This window comes from Leifsonia shinshuensis, assembly GCF_022606355.1.
Taxonomy (GTDB): domain Bacteria; phylum Actinomycetota; class Actinomycetes; order Actinomycetales; family Microbacteriaceae; genus Leifsonia; species Leifsonia shinshuensis_B.
This window is the reverse complement of the sequence record NZ_JAHHZQ010000003.1, coordinates 666,111-680,625: the sequence shown is the minus strand read 5'-3', so window position 1 is coordinate 680,625 and position 14,515 is coordinate 666,111. Positions and strand designations below refer to the sequence as shown.

Sequence of the window (14,515 nt, the reverse complement as noted above, 5' to 3'; positions counted from 1 at the left end):
GGGAGTCCGAGGGGGACTCGCCTATCGGGGCGACCTGTCTGGTTCGATTTCCAGAGTCCTCCACGATGTCAGACCTGATCGCCGTGGTCGGCGCGACCGGCAAGCAGGGCGGCGCTGTCGTCGACGCGCTGCTCGAGCGGGGTGCGGCCGTGCGGGCGCTCACCCGCGATGCCGGCTCCGACCGGGCGAGGGCGCTCGCCGCGCGGGGCGTGGAGGTCGTGGTCGCCGACGCGGAGGACCCCGTGGCCACGCGTGCCGCCCTCGAGGGGATCTCCGCGCTGTCGCTGATGACCACGTTCTCGGGGGAGGACGGCCCTCGCGGCGAGACGCGCCGCGGGCTCGTCCTCGTCGAGGCGGCCCGTGACGCCGACGTGCCGTTCGTCGTGCACTCCTCGGTCGGCGGGGCGGAGCGCGACACCGGCATCCCGCACTTCGAGAGCAAGCGCCGGGTCGAGGAGGCGCTGGAGGCGACAAGGCTGCCGCACGCGTTCGTACGGCCGGTGTTCTTCATGGAGAACCTCGCATACCAGCTCCCTCCGGAGGGCGCCGAGGAGGCGGTCGTGCGCATGCCGATGCCGGGGACCGTGCCTCTGCAGCTCATCGCCGTCGTCGATGTCGGTCGCGTCGTCGCCGCGCTCGCGACCGACCCCGCCGGCTCCGCGGGTACGGCCGTCGAGATCGCGGGCGACGAGCTCACGCTCGAGCAGATCGTCGCGCAGATCAGCGCGGCGACCGGAGTGCCGACGCGTTTCGAGCAACTGCCCGTGGATGCGCTCGACGACGACCGCGGGTCGATGTTCCGCTGGTTCTCCACGCTGCCGGCGTACCAGGCCGACTTCGCGGCGACCGCGGCGCTCGACCCGCAGGTGCTCACCTTCGCCGAGTGGCTGGTCGCCCGGCGCTGACTCCGACGGGGTGAAGGTGCGCCGCCATGCCACCACCTCCCCGTGCTGACGCTTGCCGATGATGTCAGTTTGATAGAACATAAGGTGTAGAGTTGACCAGCGAGCCAGAACGGCCGCGACGAAGGAGTTCCACGAGATGACGAACGACAGTCCGGGCCTGCCTTTCGAGCAGGGGGCGCCGTTCGACCTGATCACCATCGGGCGGATCGGCGTCGACCTCTACCCCCTGCAAGACGGGGTGGGCCTCGAAGACGTCGAGACCTTCGGCAAGTATCTCGGCGGCAGCGCGACCAACGTGTCGATCGCGGCAGCCCGGCACGGCCTCCGATCGGCCGTGATCACGGCCACCGGTGATGATCCCTTCGGCCGGTACGCCCACCGCGAGCTGCGTCGCCTCGGCGTCGACGACCGCTTCGTCGGCACTGTCGAGACGCTCAAGACCCCGGTGACGTTCTGCGAGATCTTCCCTCCCGACGACTTTCCGCTGTACTTCTACCGCGACCCGATCGCGCCCGACCTCGCGATCACGCCCGGCGATCTCGACCTCGACGCGATCAGTCGCGCGCGAATCTACTGGTCGACGGTCACCGGGCTCTCACGCGACCCCAGCCGCACTGCGCACCACGTGGCGTGGGAGGCCAGGGGCCGGCAGCAGCTGACCATCCTCGACCTCGATTACCGGCCGATGTTCTGGCCGAGCGGCGCCGCGGCGACGGCCGAGGTCGAGAAGGCGCTCGATCGGGTCACCGTGGCCGTCGGAAACCGTGAGGAGTGCGAGATCGCCGTGGGCGAGACCGAGCCGGTGCGCGCCGCCGACGCCCTGCTCGAGCGCGGCGTCGAGCTCGCGATCGTCAAGCAGGGTCCGCGCGGTGTCCTCGCGAAGACGAGGGACGAGACGGTGGAGGTGCCGCCCTACTTCGTGGAGGTCGTCAACGGCCTCGGCGCCGGCGACGGTTTCGGCGGCGCGCTCTGCTATGGCCTGCTGCAGGACTGGTCGCTCGAGCGGGTCATCCGTTTCGCCAACATCGCGGGAGCGATCGTCGCGACGCGCCGCGAGTGCTCCACCGCCATGCCGACGACCGCCGAGGTCGAATCCGTGCTGAAGGAGCTCCAGAATGTCCGCAGCTGACCTCATCGCCGGCTCCGCACCGCTCATCGACGCCGACGCCTTCGCCCGGCTCCGCGCCCGGCGGCACTCCAGCCCGGGCGACGTTCAGGCGGCGCTCGCCGCACGTGTCCGCCGCCCGCTCGTGCGGGGCGACGGCCGGCTGTTCATCGTGGCCGCCGACCACCCGGCGCGCGGTGCGCTGGGCGTCGGAAGCGACCCGATGGCGATGGCCGACCGCTACGACCTCCTGCAGCGACTCGCCCTCGCGCTCTCGCGCCCCGGCGTCGACGGCGTGCTGGGCACGCCCGACATCATCGACGACCTGGCCCTGCTGGGCGTGCTCGACGACAAGATCGCGGTCGGCTCGATGAATCGCGGCGGCCTCCGCGGCGCGGTCTTCGAGATGGACGACCGCTACACCGGCTACGACGTCGACGCCATGGTGCGCGACGGCGTCGACGCCGCCAAGCTGCTCCTGCGCGTTAACCTCGACGACGTCGGGACCGCCCGCACGCTGGAGGCGACCGCCTCCGCCGTCACCGCCGCTGCGCGGGAACGCCTCCCGATCCTTCTCGAGCCGTTCCTGAGCCGCTGGAACGACGGCACGATCGTCAACGACCTGACGCCAGACGCCGTCATCCAGTCGGTCGCGATCGCGTCGGGTCTCGGCGCGTCGTCGGCCTACACCTGGCTCAAGCTGCCGGTCGTCCCCGAGATGGAGCGCGTCATGGCGGCGACCACGCTGCCGACGCTGCTGCTCGGGGGAGACTCCGAAGCGGCGCCCGAGGAGACGTTCGCGTCGTGGGAGTCCGCGCTCGCGCTGCCCGGCGTCCACGGCCTCGTCGTCGGGCGTACGCTCCTCTATCCGAAAGACGGGGACGTCGGCCAGGCCGTCGACATCGCCGCCTCGCTCGTCCACGGCCGCTGACCCGGCCCGCCGCACCGCTAAGGAACCTCATGACCAGCACCGAGACCATCCGCTCCGCCGAGGCCGCGCACGACCTCCCGACCATCCCGCACTGGATCGACGGTGCCGAACACCCGTCGCGCAGCGGCCGCACCGCGCCGGTCTTCAACCCGGCGCTCGGCGTCGCGACGGCGAACGTGGCCCTGGCCGACCAGGCTGAGATCGACGCGGCCATCGCATCGGCGCAGCGCGGGTTCGAGGTGTGGGGCCAGTACTCGATCGCCAAGCGCCAGTCGGTGCTGTTCGCGTTCCGCGAGCTGCTGAACGCCCGCAAGGGTGAGCTCGCGGCGATCATCACGGCCGAGCACGGCAAGGTGCTCTCCGACGCGATGGGCGAGATCCTGCGCGGGCAGGAGGTCGTGGAGCTGGCGACCGGTTTCCCGCACCTGATCAAGGGCGCCTACTCCGAGAACGCGTCGACCGGCATCGACGTCTACTCGCTGAAGCAGCCGCTCGGCGTGGTGGGCATCATCTCCCCGTTCAACTTCCCGGCGATGGTGCCCATGTGGTTCTTCCCGATCGCGATCGCCGCCGGCAACGCGGTGGTGCTGAAGCCGTCGGAGAAGGACCCGTCGGCCGCGCTGTGGCTCGCCCGGCTGTGGAAGGAGGCCGGCCTCCCCGACGGCGTCTTCACCGTGCTGCAGGGCGACAAGCTCGCCGTCGACGGCCTGCTGAACAGCCCCGTCGTCCAGTCGATCTCGTTCGTCGGCTCGACGCCGATCGCCCAGTACATCTACGAGACCGCCTCGAAGAACGGCAAGCGCGTCCAGGCCCTCGGCGGCGCCAAGAACCACATGCTGGTGCTGCCCGACGCCGACCTCGACCTGGTCGCCGACCAGGCGGTCAACGCGGGCTACGGTGCGGCGGGTGAGCGCTGTATGGCCGTCTCGGTGGTGCTCGCGGTCGAGCCAGTGGCCGACGACCTGATCGCGAAGATCACCGAGCGCATCGGCAGGCTCCGGATCGGCAACGGCGCCGGCGACGCGCAGGGCGAGCCCGACATGGGCCCCCTGATCACCGCGGTGCATCGCGACAAGGTGTCCGGCTACGTCGACATCGCCGAGCGGGACGGCGCGGACATCGTGGTCGACGGGCGCGGCTTCACCGTCGACGGGCACGAGGACGGCTTCTTCTTCGGCCCGACGCTGATCGACAACATCCCGACCACGTCCGCCGCCTACCGCGAGGAGATCTTCGGGCCGGTGCTCTCGGTGGTGCGCGTGCAGACGTTCCAGGAGGGGCTCGACCTGATCAACTCCGGTCAGTTCGGCAACGGCACGGCGATCTTCACCAACGACGGCGGCGCCGCCCGCCGGTTCCAGAGCGAGGTGCAGGTCGGGATGATCGGCATCAACGTGCCGATCCCCGTCCCGGTCGCCTACCACTCGTTCGGCGGCTGGAAGGCCTCCCTGTTCGGCGACGCCAAGGCGTACGGAGTGCACGGCTTCGACTTCTTCACGCGCGAGAAGGCGATCACCAGCCGTTGGCTCGACCCGGCGACGCACGGCGGCATCAACCTCGGCTTCCCGCAGAACACCTGAGGACCACCACGATGGCCGAGCACAACGAATGGTTCTTCCCGCGCGGCGCGCTCAGCGACCGCTGGTGGGAGTCCGTCGTCGACGACCGCATCGACGGCTGGCAGCACACCGGACTGCGCGTCGCCGAGCTCGCCGGCAACGCTGTCGAGCTGCCGGCGGGCGACGTCGAGCGGATCGTCGTACCGCTCGCCGGCGCTTTCGCGGTCGAGCACGAAGGCGCCACGACCCACCTGGCCGGCCGGTCGAGCGTGTTCGACGGGCCGACCGACGTCGTCTACGTCGGCGCGGGCAACGCGCTGACGATCACGGGCTTCGGTCGCATCGCCGTGACCGAGGCCCCCACGCGGGTGCACAAGCCATCGGTGTACCTGCCGGCAGAGCGGGTACCTGTAGAACTGCGCGGCGCGGGTCGCGACAGCCGTCAGGTGCACAACTTCGGCACTCCCGGTTCCCTCGATGCGGCCTCCCTCATCGTCTGCGAGGTCATCACGCCGGGCGGCAACTGGTCGTCGCATCCCGCCCACAAGCACGACGAAGACGTGCCGGGCCACGAATCGCAGCTCGAGGAGATCTACTACTTCGAATCGGCTCCCGTGCGCGGCGCGAACGCTCCGCCGTCGGCGGACGCCTTCGGCAGCTTCGCCACCTACCGCTCGGCCGCCGGCGACATCGAGACCAATGCGCTGGTGCGCACCGGCGACATCGCGCTGGTCCCGTTCGGCTACCACGGGCCGGCGGTCGCCGCGCCCGAATACGACCTCTACTACCTCAACGTCATGGCCGGCCCAGGCCAGGAGCGGGCGTGGCTGATCAGCGACGACCCGCACCAGGCGTGGCTGCGCGACACCTGGACCTCCCAGGAGGCCGACCCTCGCCTTCCCTACGTTCCGACCACCAGAGGAGCAGCTCGATGACGACCCGCAGGATGACCGTTGCCCAGGCGCTCGTCGAGTTCCTCGCCAACCAGTGGACCGTCGACGGGGAGGTGCGCGAACGCACGATCCCGGGGATGTTCGGCATCTTCGGCCACGGCAACGTCGCAGGCCTCGGCCAGGCGCTGAAGCAGGCCAACGTGCAGGACCCTGCGCTGATGCCGTATCACCAGGCCCGCAACGAGCAGGCGATGGTGCACCAGGCCGTCGGATTCGCACGCATCCACCGCCGCCGGGCCACGTTCGCGTCCACCGCCTCCGTCGGCCCCGGAGCCGCCAATCTGATCACGGGCGCCGCGCTGGCGACGGCGAACCGCCTCCCTGCCCTGCTGCTGCCGGCGGACACCTTCGCGACGCGCGTCGCCGACCCGGTGCTGCAGCAGCTGGAGCACCCGCACGACCTCGGCATCCAGGTCACCGACGCCTTCCGGCCGGTCTCACGGTTCTTCGACCGGGTGCAGCGCCCCGAGCAGCTGTTCTCGATCGCTCTGGCCGCGATGCGCGTCCTGACCGACCCTGCGGAGACCGGCGCCGTCACGATGGCACTCCCGGAAGACGTGCAGGCCGAGGCGCTCGACGTGCCGGAGGAGTTCCTCGCACCGCGCGAGTGGCACCTGCGCCGGCCCTCTCCGGAGGGCTGGGCGCTCGCCGCGGCGGTCGACGCTGTCCGTGCCGCGCGGCGCCCGGTGATCGTGGCAGGCGGGGGCGTGATCTACTCGGGCGCGGAGGACGCTCTCCGTGCATTCGTGGAGGCCACCGGCATCCCGGTCGGCACCACGCAGGCCGGCGGCGGCTCCCTCGACTGGGACCACCCGCAGTACCTCGGCGGTGTCGGGGCCACCGGGACCACCGCGGCCAACCGGGTCACCGGGGAGGCCGACCTCGTCATCGGCGTGGGCACCCGCTACAGCGACTTCACGACCGCCAGCCGGACGGTGTTCCAGAACCCCGGCGTCCGGTTCCTGAACGTCAATGTCGCATCGTTCGACGCCTACAAGCACGGCTCGCAGCTCCCCGTGATCGCCGACGCCCGCGAGACGCTCACCGCGCTGACGCACGCGCTGGCCGGGCATCGGGTGGAGGCCGGCTACGCGGCGCGCATCGCCGACGAGAAGGCGGCGTGGGACGCTGTAGCAGAGGCGGCGCTGGCCCCGACCGAGCCCGAGCGCGAGCCGTCGGGCCGGCCGGTCCTCATCGGCCAGCCGGAACTGATCGGAGCCGTTCAGCGTGCGTCCGATCCGCGCGACGTCGTCGTGCAGGCGGCAGGGTCGCTCCCGGGCGACCTCCACAAGCTGTGGCGCGTGCGCGACCCGCTGGGCTATCACGTCGAATATGCCTTCTCGTGCATGGGCTACGAGATCGCCGGCGGCATGGGCGTCAAGCGCGGGCTGGAAGCGCTGGACGACGACCGCGACGTCATCGTCCTGGTCGGCGACGGCTCGTATCTGATGCTGCACACCGAGCTCGCCACCGCGGTCGCCGAAGGCATCAAGATCATCGTCGTGCTCATCCAGAACCACGGTTACGCCTCCATCGGCCACCTGTCCGAGACGGTCGGCTCGCAGCGCTACGGCACGCGCTTCCGCTTCCGCGACGACGCCGAGCTCAACTTCGAGCATGGCGACTTCCTGCCCGTCGACCTGGCAGCGAACGCGCGCAGCTTCGGCATCGACGTGATCGAGCTGGCGCCGGGGCCGGACGCCGCGGTGCGTCTCGAGGAGGCCGTGAAGACGGCCAAGGCGAGCAGCGCCTCCACCCTCATCCACATCGACTCCGATCCGTTCGTCTACGCGCCGGACGGCGGGGGCTGGTGGGATGTGCCGGTGGCGGAGGTCTCCGAGCTGGAGAGCACCCGGGCCGCCCGCACCGAGTACGTCGAGCAGCGGCAGCGGCAGCGCCCCCTGCTCGGCTGAGCCACCCGGCGAACCATCACGACGGCCGAACCACGACGAAGGACGACGATGACCGACACCGCACCCTCCACCGACCGCGCGACGGGCGCCGACCGCGCGACCGGCGCCGACCACGCGACCGGCGCCGACCACGCGACCGGCGCGCACGCCGCTGGCCTCCGCATCGGCACGGCACCCGACTCGTGGGGCGTCTGGTTCGCCGACGATCCGCGGCAGACGCCGTGGGACCGCTTCCTCGACGAGGTCCAGGCCGCCGGATACCACTGGATCGAACTCGGGCCGTACGGCTACCTTCCCACCGACCCTGCGCAGCTGCGCGACGAGCTGGCGAAGCGCGACCTCGAGATCAGCGGCGGCACCGTCTTCACCGGCTTCCACAAGGGCGCCGACCAGTGGGACCGCGCGGTCGAGCAGGTCGAGAAGGTCGCGGCCCTGACCCGTGCGGTGGGCGGCGAGCACATCGTCGTCATCCCCGACCTGTGGCGATCGGACGTGACCGGCGAGACCCTCGAGCCGCGCACACTGACCGACGGGCAATGGGCGTCGCTCGCCGAGGGACACGATCGTCTCGGTCGTATGCTGATCGAGGAATACGGTCTCCGCCAGCAGTTCCATTCGCACGCCGACTCGCACATCGGCACCCATCGCGAGGTGGAGCGCCTGCTGGCCGAGACCGATCCGCGTTACGTGAACCTCTGCCTCGACACCGGTCACTTCGCCTACTACGGGGGAGACAGCGTCGCGCTCATCCACGACCACCCGGAGCGCATCGGCTACCTGCACCTCAAGCAGATCGACCCGGAGCTGCGCTTCGAGATCCTCAAGAACGACCTGGCGTTCGCCGATGCGGCGATCGACGTGATGGTCGAGCCGCCGGCCGGTGTCCCCGACTTCGCCCCGATCATCGAGGCGGTCGCGGCCATCGACCCCGAGATCTTCGCGATCGTCGAGCAGGACATGCCCGGCATCGACATCGATGTGCCGCTCGGCATCGCCGCCCGCACCCGGCAGCACATCCTCGGCTGCAGCCCGCTGACCCGGACCCGCTGAGCCCGAGCAGCTGAGCCGGAGCACACAGGCCCCGAACCGCCCACGCCCCTGACCGGACGCCCGGCCGACCTCCCTTCACGTACAGAAACGAGCCACACCGCATGAGCAGCACGCAGCACCCGATGAGAAGCGCCCCCGCCCAGGACCTCCGGGTCGGCGTCGTCGGCGCCGGCCAGATGGGTGCCGACCACATCCAGCGCATCACGCGCGCGATCAGCGGGGCGACCGTCTCCGCCATCGTGGAGCCCGATGCCGGGCGCGCCGAGGCGGCAGCAGCGGCCGCTCCCGGCGCCCGGCCGTTCGCGAGCCTCGACGACGCCCTTGCCGCCGACGCCCTCGACGCCGTGATCATCGCCACTCCCGGGCAGTTCCACGAGCCGGTGCTGGTGCCTGCCCTGGAGGCCGGTCTGCCGACCCTGTGCGAGAAGCCGCTGACGCCCGACAGTGCGTCGTCGCTGCGCATCCTGGAGCTCGAGCAGAAGCTCAGTCGCCCGCACATCCAGCTCGGGTTCATGCGTCGCTTCGACGACGAGTACCGCACCCTCCGCGAGCTGATCGCGGGCGGCGAGGCGGGCGAGCTGCTCATGCTGCACGGCGTGCACCGCAACCCGTCCGTCCCCGACAGCTACACCCAGTCCATGCTCATCACCGATTCGGTGGTGCACGAGTTCGACGTCATGCCGTGGCTCGCCGGCTCGCCGGTCCGCAGCGTCGAGGTGAAGTACCCCCGTCGCAACGCGCTGGCCCCCGAGCGCCTTCGTGAGCCCATCCTCGTGCTGATCGAGCTCGAGAACGGGGTGCTGGTCGACGTCGAGATGAACGTCAGCGTGCGGTTCGGCTACCAGGTCGGCACGGAGGCGGTGTTCCAGTCCGGCGTCGCGCGCATCGGTGAGCCGTCCGGTCTGCAGCGCTGGTCGGACGCCGCGTTCTCGATCGCCGAGCACACCACGTTCAAGACCCGGTTCGCCCGCGCCTACGACGCCCAGGTGCAGGCGTGGGTCGACGCCGTTCGCGACGGAACCCTCGTCGCGGGGCCGAACGCGTGGGACGGCTACCTCGTCGCCCTCGCCTGCGAGGCCGGCGTGCAGGCCCTGGAAACCAGGGGCCCCGTCCCCGTCGCCCCCGCGACCCGCCCCGCCTTCTACGCCTGAAGGGCACGCAAACGCCCCTAAGACCTCCGGATAGGGGCGTTTGCGTGCCCCTCGACTCGGCTCAGCGGTCGACGAGGGTGAGCTCGAACGAGTAGAGGTCGGGCCGGTACACGTGCTGCCCGTACTCCACGGCCCGACCGGAGTTGTCGAACGCGGTGCGTGACATCGTGAGCAGTGGGGACCCCTTGCGGATCTCGAGGAGCTCGCCCTCCACCGCGCTCGCGGCACGCGCGCCGATCCGCTGGTTGGCGACCCGGATGGAGACGCCGCGCGCTTTCATCAGCTGGTAGAGCCCGCGGGCCTCCAGCTCCTCGCGGGTGATGTCGGTGAAGTCCTCCGGGAGCGTGTTCTCGAGCACCGCGAGCGGGACTCCGTCCGCGCAGCGCAGGCGCGTGAGGTGCAGCACCGGCGCGCCGACCGCGACGCCGAGCTCGGTGGCGGCCGTGTCGTCGGCGGTGCCGAGCTCGTAGGCGATCACCCGGGTCGTCGGCGTCTGGCCGGACTGGCCGAGGTCTTCGTAGAGGCTCGTGAGCTCCACGTTGCGCGTGACCCGGCCGTGCACGACCTGGGTGCCGATGCCGCGGCGGCGAACGAGGAGGCCCTTGTCGACGAGCTCCTGCAGCGCGCGCCGGACGGTCGGCCGGGAGAGCCCCAGCCGGTTGCCGAGCGAGATCTCGTTCTCGAGTCGAGAACCGGGAGGCACGCGCTCGTCGCGGATCGCCTGCTCCAGCGCTGTCGCGAGCTGGTAGTACAGCGGGATCGGGCTCGCCTTGTCCAGGGTGTCGAACAGGTCAACGGGAAGCGGGTACTCGGGTTGCATCCCTGTCCTCCACAACTTGGTGATTATGTCAGTACAACCGTACACCAGGTGGATCATGTCCGGTCGGAGGCGACGGCTCCGATCGACGTCGTTCGAGCGGCGCTACTCGTCGACGCTCAGCACGATGGTGCCGATGCCGAGCGCCGCGAGGATCGCCGCGGACACGCGTTCCAGCGCCTTCGTCACCGCCGGCCTCTTGAGCCAGGCGACCGCGCGCGAGGCCAGAACCGCCACGATGGCGAGGTAGCCGGCGGCCACGACCGCGTCGATCGCGCCCAGGAGGAGGGTGTTGCCGATCGCGTTGCCGTCACGCGGGACGAACTGGGGCGCGATCGCGAGGAAGAACAGCCCGACCTTGGGGTTCATCACGGTGGACAGCATCCCGGCGATGAAACCCGACCGCAGGGAGGTCGTGCGCACCTTCAGGTCGGCGCCGTGCTCAGCCGTCCGGCGGCTCGCGATGAAAGCGGAGACGCCGAGGTAGATGAGGTACAGGCCACCGGCGATCTTCACCACGCGGTAGAGCTCGGCGGACTGCTCCAGCAGTGCCGCGAGGCCGAATGCGACGGCGAGCGCCCACAGGATCGACCCGACGGCGGAGCCGACGGACGCCGTGAGCCCTGCTCCGGGGCGCGCCAGGCTGTAGCGCAGCACGAGGAAGGTGTCGGGCCCGGGCGTCACCGCGAGGAGCACGCACAGTCCCGCGAAGGCGAGCAGGGCGGGGACGGTCATGGAGGGATTCTATTCGGCGTACACTCCCGCCATGACCGACGACCTCCTGTCCGCCGTCCGTGCCCGTTTCGACGGGCGGGCGGGCGAGTACGACGAGAGTGCGATGCACCGCGGCCTCGCCGCGGCGGTCGCGGCGTTCGCGCTCGCCGGCGCGGGCGTGCACGACGTGCTCGACGTCGGAACCGGGACCGGGCTCGTGTTGCGCGCGCTGCACGACGAGCGTCCCGCGCTGCGACTGACCGGCATCGACCTCTCCCACGGCATGCTGGAGGTCGCACGCGGCGCGCTCCCCGGCGCGGTCTTCGTGGAGGCCGACGCCACCGTGCTGCCGTTCGCCGACGCGTCATTCGATCTCGTCACCTGCGCGACCAGCCTCCATCTGTTCCCCGACGCCCGCGCGGCGATGTCGGAGTGGGCGCGCGTGCTGCGCCCCGGCGGCCGCGCGGTCACGGCGACGTTCGGCGACGTCGACCCCTCGCAGCACGGCGGCCCAGGCGCGGCCGTTGCGCCCGGCCACGCCAGCCACGGCGCCGCTGCGGCCGCGTACCCGACCCACCACGAGCTCTTCCGCACGCCCGAACTGCTCGCGGAGGCCGCGGCCCTCGCCGGCCTGGACGTCGCCCGCCACGAGTGGTGGACCCACGGCGACGACCGCATCCTCCTCGCCGAGCTCCGCCCCTCCGCCCGCTGACCCCCCGCCCGCTGACCCTCCGCCCGCTGACTCGCCGCCCGTCGCCAACGGAGGAGCCGAGCCGCGGCACACCCGGTAATGGCGGTCGACGGAGGTGTTTCGGGCCTGCCAGTGCCGGATCTCCTCCGTTCCCTGGGTCTCGACCCTCTGCGCGCACGGATCTCCTTCGTGGCCGACGCCTGCCGCCTCAGCGCACCGCGAGCGGGGCGAGCGCGCGCACGATCGTGACCGAGCGGGCCGACACGTCGTCGGGGCTGCCGACGGCCCCCTCGTCCGCCCACTCGCGGACCGCGATGCGGACCGCGCCGATACAGGCCGTCACGAGCAACTCGGCCTGCGCCTCCAGCGGCACGAGCGCCGTCGACGCGTCCGCGGCGGGCGGCTGTTCCCGCGACGCGAACACGATCAGCTCCGCTACCGCGGCCACCAGCCCCACGCGCAGATCGTCGAGCCGGCGCATGCGGCGGCGGATCAGTCCGGCGTTGCGCGCGGCGATCAGCATCCGCGCCTCCTGCAGGGTCGGATCGGCGGTCTCGGACGGGAGGGCGCGGAAGAGGGTGTCGATGACGGCGGCGACCACACTGCCGTCGTAGACCTCCCGCAGCCGGGCGGTGACGAGTTCGCTGTCGCCCCAGGCGCGGCGGACGCCGAAGAGGGCGTCCTCCTTGCTGTCGAAGTAGTTGAAGAAGGTGCGGTGCGAGACGGGCACGCGGGCGCAGATGTCATCGACGGTGACGTCGTCGAGGTCGCGATCGAGCACGAGTTCCACGGCCGCGCGCTCGAGGTCGGCGCGGGTCTGGGCCTTCTTGCGGGCGCGCAGCCCCGGCTCCGGCGCTGCAGCGGCGGGAATGATCGGAAAATTATGCATAGTCGGAAATTTTGCGTGAATGCAGTTTGTTAGTTGATTTTGGTCACCTAATTATATATGGTTGCTCATTGTCAACCAAGTGCGAAGGAATCACATGTCAACTGTCACCACAGGGGAGGCAGCCCCCGCGTCGGCGATGTCACACCGGCAGGTGCTCGAGTCCCTCTCCGGACTCCTGCTCGGGATGTTCGTCTCGATCCTCGCCGGCACGGTCGTCTCGACCTCCCTGCCGCGCATCATCCACGACCTCGGCGGTGACCAGACGGCGTTCACCTGGGTCGTCACCAGCACGCTGCTCGCGACCACCGTCTCCACCCCGATCTGGGGCAAGCTCGCCGACCTCCTGAACCGCAAGATCCTGATTCAGCTCGCGCTGGTGCTGTTCGTGCTCGGCTCGGCGCTCGCCGGCTTCTCGCAGGACACCTCCATGCTCATCGGGTTCCGTGTCGTGCAGGGCCTCGGCGCCGGCGGTCTGACTGCGCTCAGCCAGATAATCATGGCCGACATCATCAGCCCGCGAGACCGCGGTCGTTACATGGGTCTGTTCGGCGGCATCATGGCCGTCGGAACGGTCGGCGGCCCCCTCATCGGCGGCCTACTCACCGACTCCGTCGGCTGGCGCTGGAACTTCTTCGTGGGCGTCCCCGTCGCCATCCTCGCGATCATCCTGCTGCAGTTCACGCTCAAGCTCCCGAAGCGCCCGGACCGCAAGGTCCGCATCGACTACCTCGGCGCGATCTTCCTCGCCGGCGGCGTCTCGCTGCTGCTCATCTGGGTCTCCCTCGCCGGCAAGAACTTCGACTGGGTGAGCGCCGAGAGCTTCTGGATGGTCGGTGGCGCGGCCGCACTGCTGGTCGCCACGGTCATCACCGAACTGGTGGTGAAGGAGCCGATCATCCCGCTCTCGCTGTTCAAGAACCGCACCTTCACCCTCGCCGTGGTCGCGTCCATCTCGGTCGGCGTCGCGATGTTCGGCACCTCGGTGTTCCTCGGTCAGTACATGCAGCTCGCCCGTGGCGCGACGCCGACCGAATCCGGTCTGCTCACGCTGCCGATGATCCTGGGTCTGCTGCTCTCGTCGATGATCGTCGGAAACCTGATCAGCCGGACGGGCAAGTGGAAGGCCTTCATGGTCACCGGCGCCATCCTCCTGACCGTCGGCCTGTACCTGATGAGCACCATCGAGTACGACACCGATTACGTGCTGGTCTCGGTGTACATGCTGATCCTCGGCGCCGGAGTCGGCATGGTGATGCAGAACCTCGTGCTGATCGTGCAGAACACGGTCCGGCCCGAGCAGCTCGGCGCTGCCAGCTCCAACGTGGCGTTCTTCCGCAGCCTCGGCGGCACCATCGGCGTCTCGGTCATGGGCAGCATCCTCGGCACGAAGGTCACCGACCTGATGGCCGATCGCCAGCACGACCTCCAGGTCGCCATCGCCAAGCTGGGCCAGAAGGGCATGGAGGTCGCGCAGTCGCTGCAGAGCGGCACGCTCCCCGAAGTCGGCAAGCTCCCCGTCGGGATCCGCACCATCATCGAGGCGGTCTACGGCCAGGCGGTCGCCGACATCTTCCTGGTGGCCGTGCCGCTGGCGATCGTGACGATCATCGCCATCCTGTTCCTGCCGAACAAGAAGCTCGGCACCAAGACGGCGATCCAGCAGCTCGAGGAGAGCACGTCGGGCGCAGCAGCGACCGAGACTCCCGCAGAGCGCGCGGAGGAGACGGTCGTGGAGGTCGCGGAGGCGTTGATCGGAGCCCCGACGGGGTCGATCGCGGCGCAACAGGCGCGGCCGTCGGACGCTCAGGAAGGGCGCTGAGGGAGCGCGTTATGATCA

The 14,515-nt window shown here is 70.4% G+C and carries 13 protein-coding genes; 10 read left to right on the top strand and 3 right to left on the bottom strand.

The genetic code is table 11. The features are described 5' to 3' along the window. The first annotated feature begins 65 nt into the window (after window positions 1–65). The 8 genes from KNO15_RS14730 to KNO15_RS14695 all read left to right on the top strand — a co-directional run bounded on the left by KNO15_RS14730 (window position 66) and on the right by KNO15_RS14695 (window position 9,567). Window positions 66–905, top strand: a complete 840-nt coding sequence (locus tag KNO15_RS14730) for an NmrA/HSCARG family protein (RefSeq protein ID WP_241704522.1) — start codon at window positions 66–68, stop codon at window positions 903–905. 136 nt (window positions 906–1,041) lie between these two features. Then, complete coding sequence (gene iolC, locus KNO15_RS14725; RefSeq protein ID WP_241704521.1) at window positions 1,042–2,034, top strand: 5-dehydro-2-deoxygluconokinase; 993 nt, start codon at window positions 1,042–1,044, stop codon at window positions 2,032–2,034. After that, window positions 2,021–2,941, top strand: coding sequence for a class I fructose-bisphosphate aldolase (locus KNO15_RS14720; protein ID WP_241704520.1), 921 nt, complete (start codon window positions 2,021–2,023; stop codon window positions 2,939–2,941). The genes iolC and KNO15_RS14720 overlap by 14 nt, the downstream gene beginning before the upstream one ends. Before the next feature lie 29 nt (window positions 2,942–2,970). Beyond that, window positions 2,971–4,521 (top strand): CoA-acylating methylmalonate-semialdehyde dehydrogenase, encoded by a 1,551-nt coding sequence (locus KNO15_RS14715; RefSeq protein ID WP_241704519.1) that lies wholly within the window; start codon window positions 2,971–2,973, stop codon window positions 4,519–4,521. Between the two features lie 11 nt (window positions 4,522–4,532). Further along, entirely contained in the window at window positions 4,533–5,435 is a 903-nt protein-coding gene (gene iolB, locus KNO15_RS14710) for a 5-deoxy-glucuronate isomerase (RefSeq protein WP_241704518.1), read from the top strand. Further along, window positions 5,432–7,366, top strand: coding sequence for a 3D-(3,5/4)-trihydroxycyclohexane-1,2-dione acylhydrolase (decyclizing) (iolD, locus tag KNO15_RS14705; protein WP_241704517.1), 1,935 nt, complete (start codon window positions 5,432–5,434; stop codon window positions 7,364–7,366). The genes iolB and iolD overlap by 4 nt, the downstream gene beginning before the upstream one ends. Before the next feature lie 48 nt (window positions 7,367–7,414). After that, window positions 7,415–8,416: a sugar phosphate isomerase/epimerase family protein gene (locus KNO15_RS14700; protein ID WP_241704516.1), complete on the top strand. Its 1,002-nt coding sequence runs from the start codon at window positions 7,415–7,417 to the stop codon at window positions 8,414–8,416. A 101-nt stretch (window positions 8,417–8,517) separates the two neighbouring features. Then, on the top strand, window positions 8,518–9,567 hold the full coding sequence (locus tag KNO15_RS14695) for a Gfo/Idh/MocA family protein (RefSeq protein WP_241704515.1): 1,050 nt from the start codon (window positions 8,518–8,520) through the stop codon (window positions 9,565–9,567). Window positions 9,568–9,628: 61 nt separating this feature from the next. Here KNO15_RS14695 and KNO15_RS14690 read toward each other — a convergent pair whose 3' ends face one another. Then, window positions 9,629–10,387 (bottom strand): GntR family transcriptional regulator, encoded by a 759-nt coding sequence (locus KNO15_RS14690; RefSeq protein WP_241704514.1) that lies wholly within the window; start codon window positions 10,385–10,387, stop codon window positions 9,629–9,631. Between the two features lie 102 nt (window positions 10,388–10,489). After that, complete coding sequence (locus KNO15_RS14685) at window positions 10,490–11,119, bottom strand: LysE family translocator (protein WP_241704513.1); 630 nt, start codon at window positions 11,117–11,119, stop codon at window positions 10,490–10,492. A 31-nt stretch (window positions 11,120–11,150) separates the two neighbouring features. Here KNO15_RS14685 and KNO15_RS14680 point away from each other — a divergent pair, with 31 nt between their 5' ends. Beyond that, window positions 11,151–11,810 (top strand): class I SAM-dependent methyltransferase, encoded by a 660-nt coding sequence (locus KNO15_RS14680; RefSeq protein WP_278046540.1) that lies wholly within the window; start codon window positions 11,151–11,153, stop codon window positions 11,808–11,810. Between the two features lie 187 nt (window positions 11,811–11,997). Here KNO15_RS14680 and KNO15_RS14675 read toward each other — a convergent pair whose 3' ends face one another. Beyond that, window positions 11,998–12,678 (bottom strand): TetR/AcrR family transcriptional regulator, encoded by a 681-nt coding sequence (locus KNO15_RS14675; RefSeq protein WP_241704512.1) that lies wholly within the window; start codon window positions 12,676–12,678, stop codon window positions 11,998–12,000. A 136-nt stretch (window positions 12,679–12,814) separates the two neighbouring features. Here KNO15_RS14675 and KNO15_RS14670 point away from each other — a divergent pair, with 136 nt between their 5' ends. Beyond that, a complete protein-coding gene (locus tag KNO15_RS14670) occupies window positions 12,815–14,497 on the top strand; it encodes an MDR family MFS transporter (protein WP_241704689.1) in 1,683 nt (560 codons plus the stop codon). Window positions 14,498–14,515 lie beyond the last annotated feature (18 nt).

What these genes read in the sequence shown, in the direction of transcription:
- KNO15_RS14720 (WP_241704520.1), top strand. Translation starts at nt 2,021, where the DNA reads ATGTCCGCAGCTGACCTCATCGCCGGCTCCGCACCGCTCATCGACGCC.
- iolD (WP_241704517.1), top strand. Translation starts at nt 5,432, where the DNA reads ATGACGACCCGCAGGATGACCGTTGCCCAGGCGCTCGTCGAGTTCCTC.
- KNO15_RS14690 (WP_241704514.1), bottom strand. Translation starts at nt 10,387, where the DNA reads ATGCAACCCGAGTACCCGCTTCCCGTTGACCTGTTCGACACCCTGGAC.
- KNO15_RS14715 (WP_241704519.1), top strand. Translation starts at nt 2,971, where the DNA reads ATGACCAGCACCGAGACCATCCGCTCCGCCGAGGCCGCGCACGACCTC.
- KNO15_RS14730 (WP_241704522.1), top strand. Translation starts at nt 66, where the DNA reads ATGTCAGACCTGATCGCCGTGGTCGGCGCGACCGGCAAGCAGGGCGGC.
- iolC (WP_241704521.1), top strand. Translation starts at nt 1,042, where the DNA reads ATGACGAACGACAGTCCGGGCCTGCCTTTCGAGCAGGGGGCGCCGTTC.
- KNO15_RS14680 (WP_278046540.1), top strand. Translation starts at nt 11,151, where the DNA reads ATGACCGACGACCTCCTGTCCGCCGTCCGTGCCCGTTTCGACGGGCGG.
- KNO15_RS14670 (WP_241704689.1), top strand. Translation starts at nt 12,815, where the DNA reads ATGTCACACCGGCAGGTGCTCGAGTCCCTCTCCGGACTCCTGCTCGGG.
- KNO15_RS14700 (WP_241704516.1), top strand. Translation starts at nt 7,415, where the DNA reads ATGACCGACACCGCACCCTCCACCGACCGCGCGACGGGCGCCGACCGC.
- KNO15_RS14685 (WP_241704513.1), bottom strand. Translation starts at nt 11,119, where the DNA reads ATGACCGTCCCCGCCCTGCTCGCCTTCGCGGGACTGTGCGTGCTCCTC.
- KNO15_RS14695 (WP_241704515.1), top strand. Translation starts at nt 8,518, where the DNA reads ATGAGCAGCACGCAGCACCCGATGAGAAGCGCCCCCGCCCAGGACCTC.
- KNO15_RS14675 (WP_241704512.1), bottom strand. Translation starts at nt 12,678, where the DNA reads ATGCATAATTTTCCGATCATTCCCGCCGCTGCAGCGCCGGAGCCGGGG.
- iolB (WP_241704518.1), top strand. Translation starts at nt 4,533, where the DNA reads ATGGCCGAGCACAACGAATGGTTCTTCCCGCGCGGCGCGCTCAGCGAC.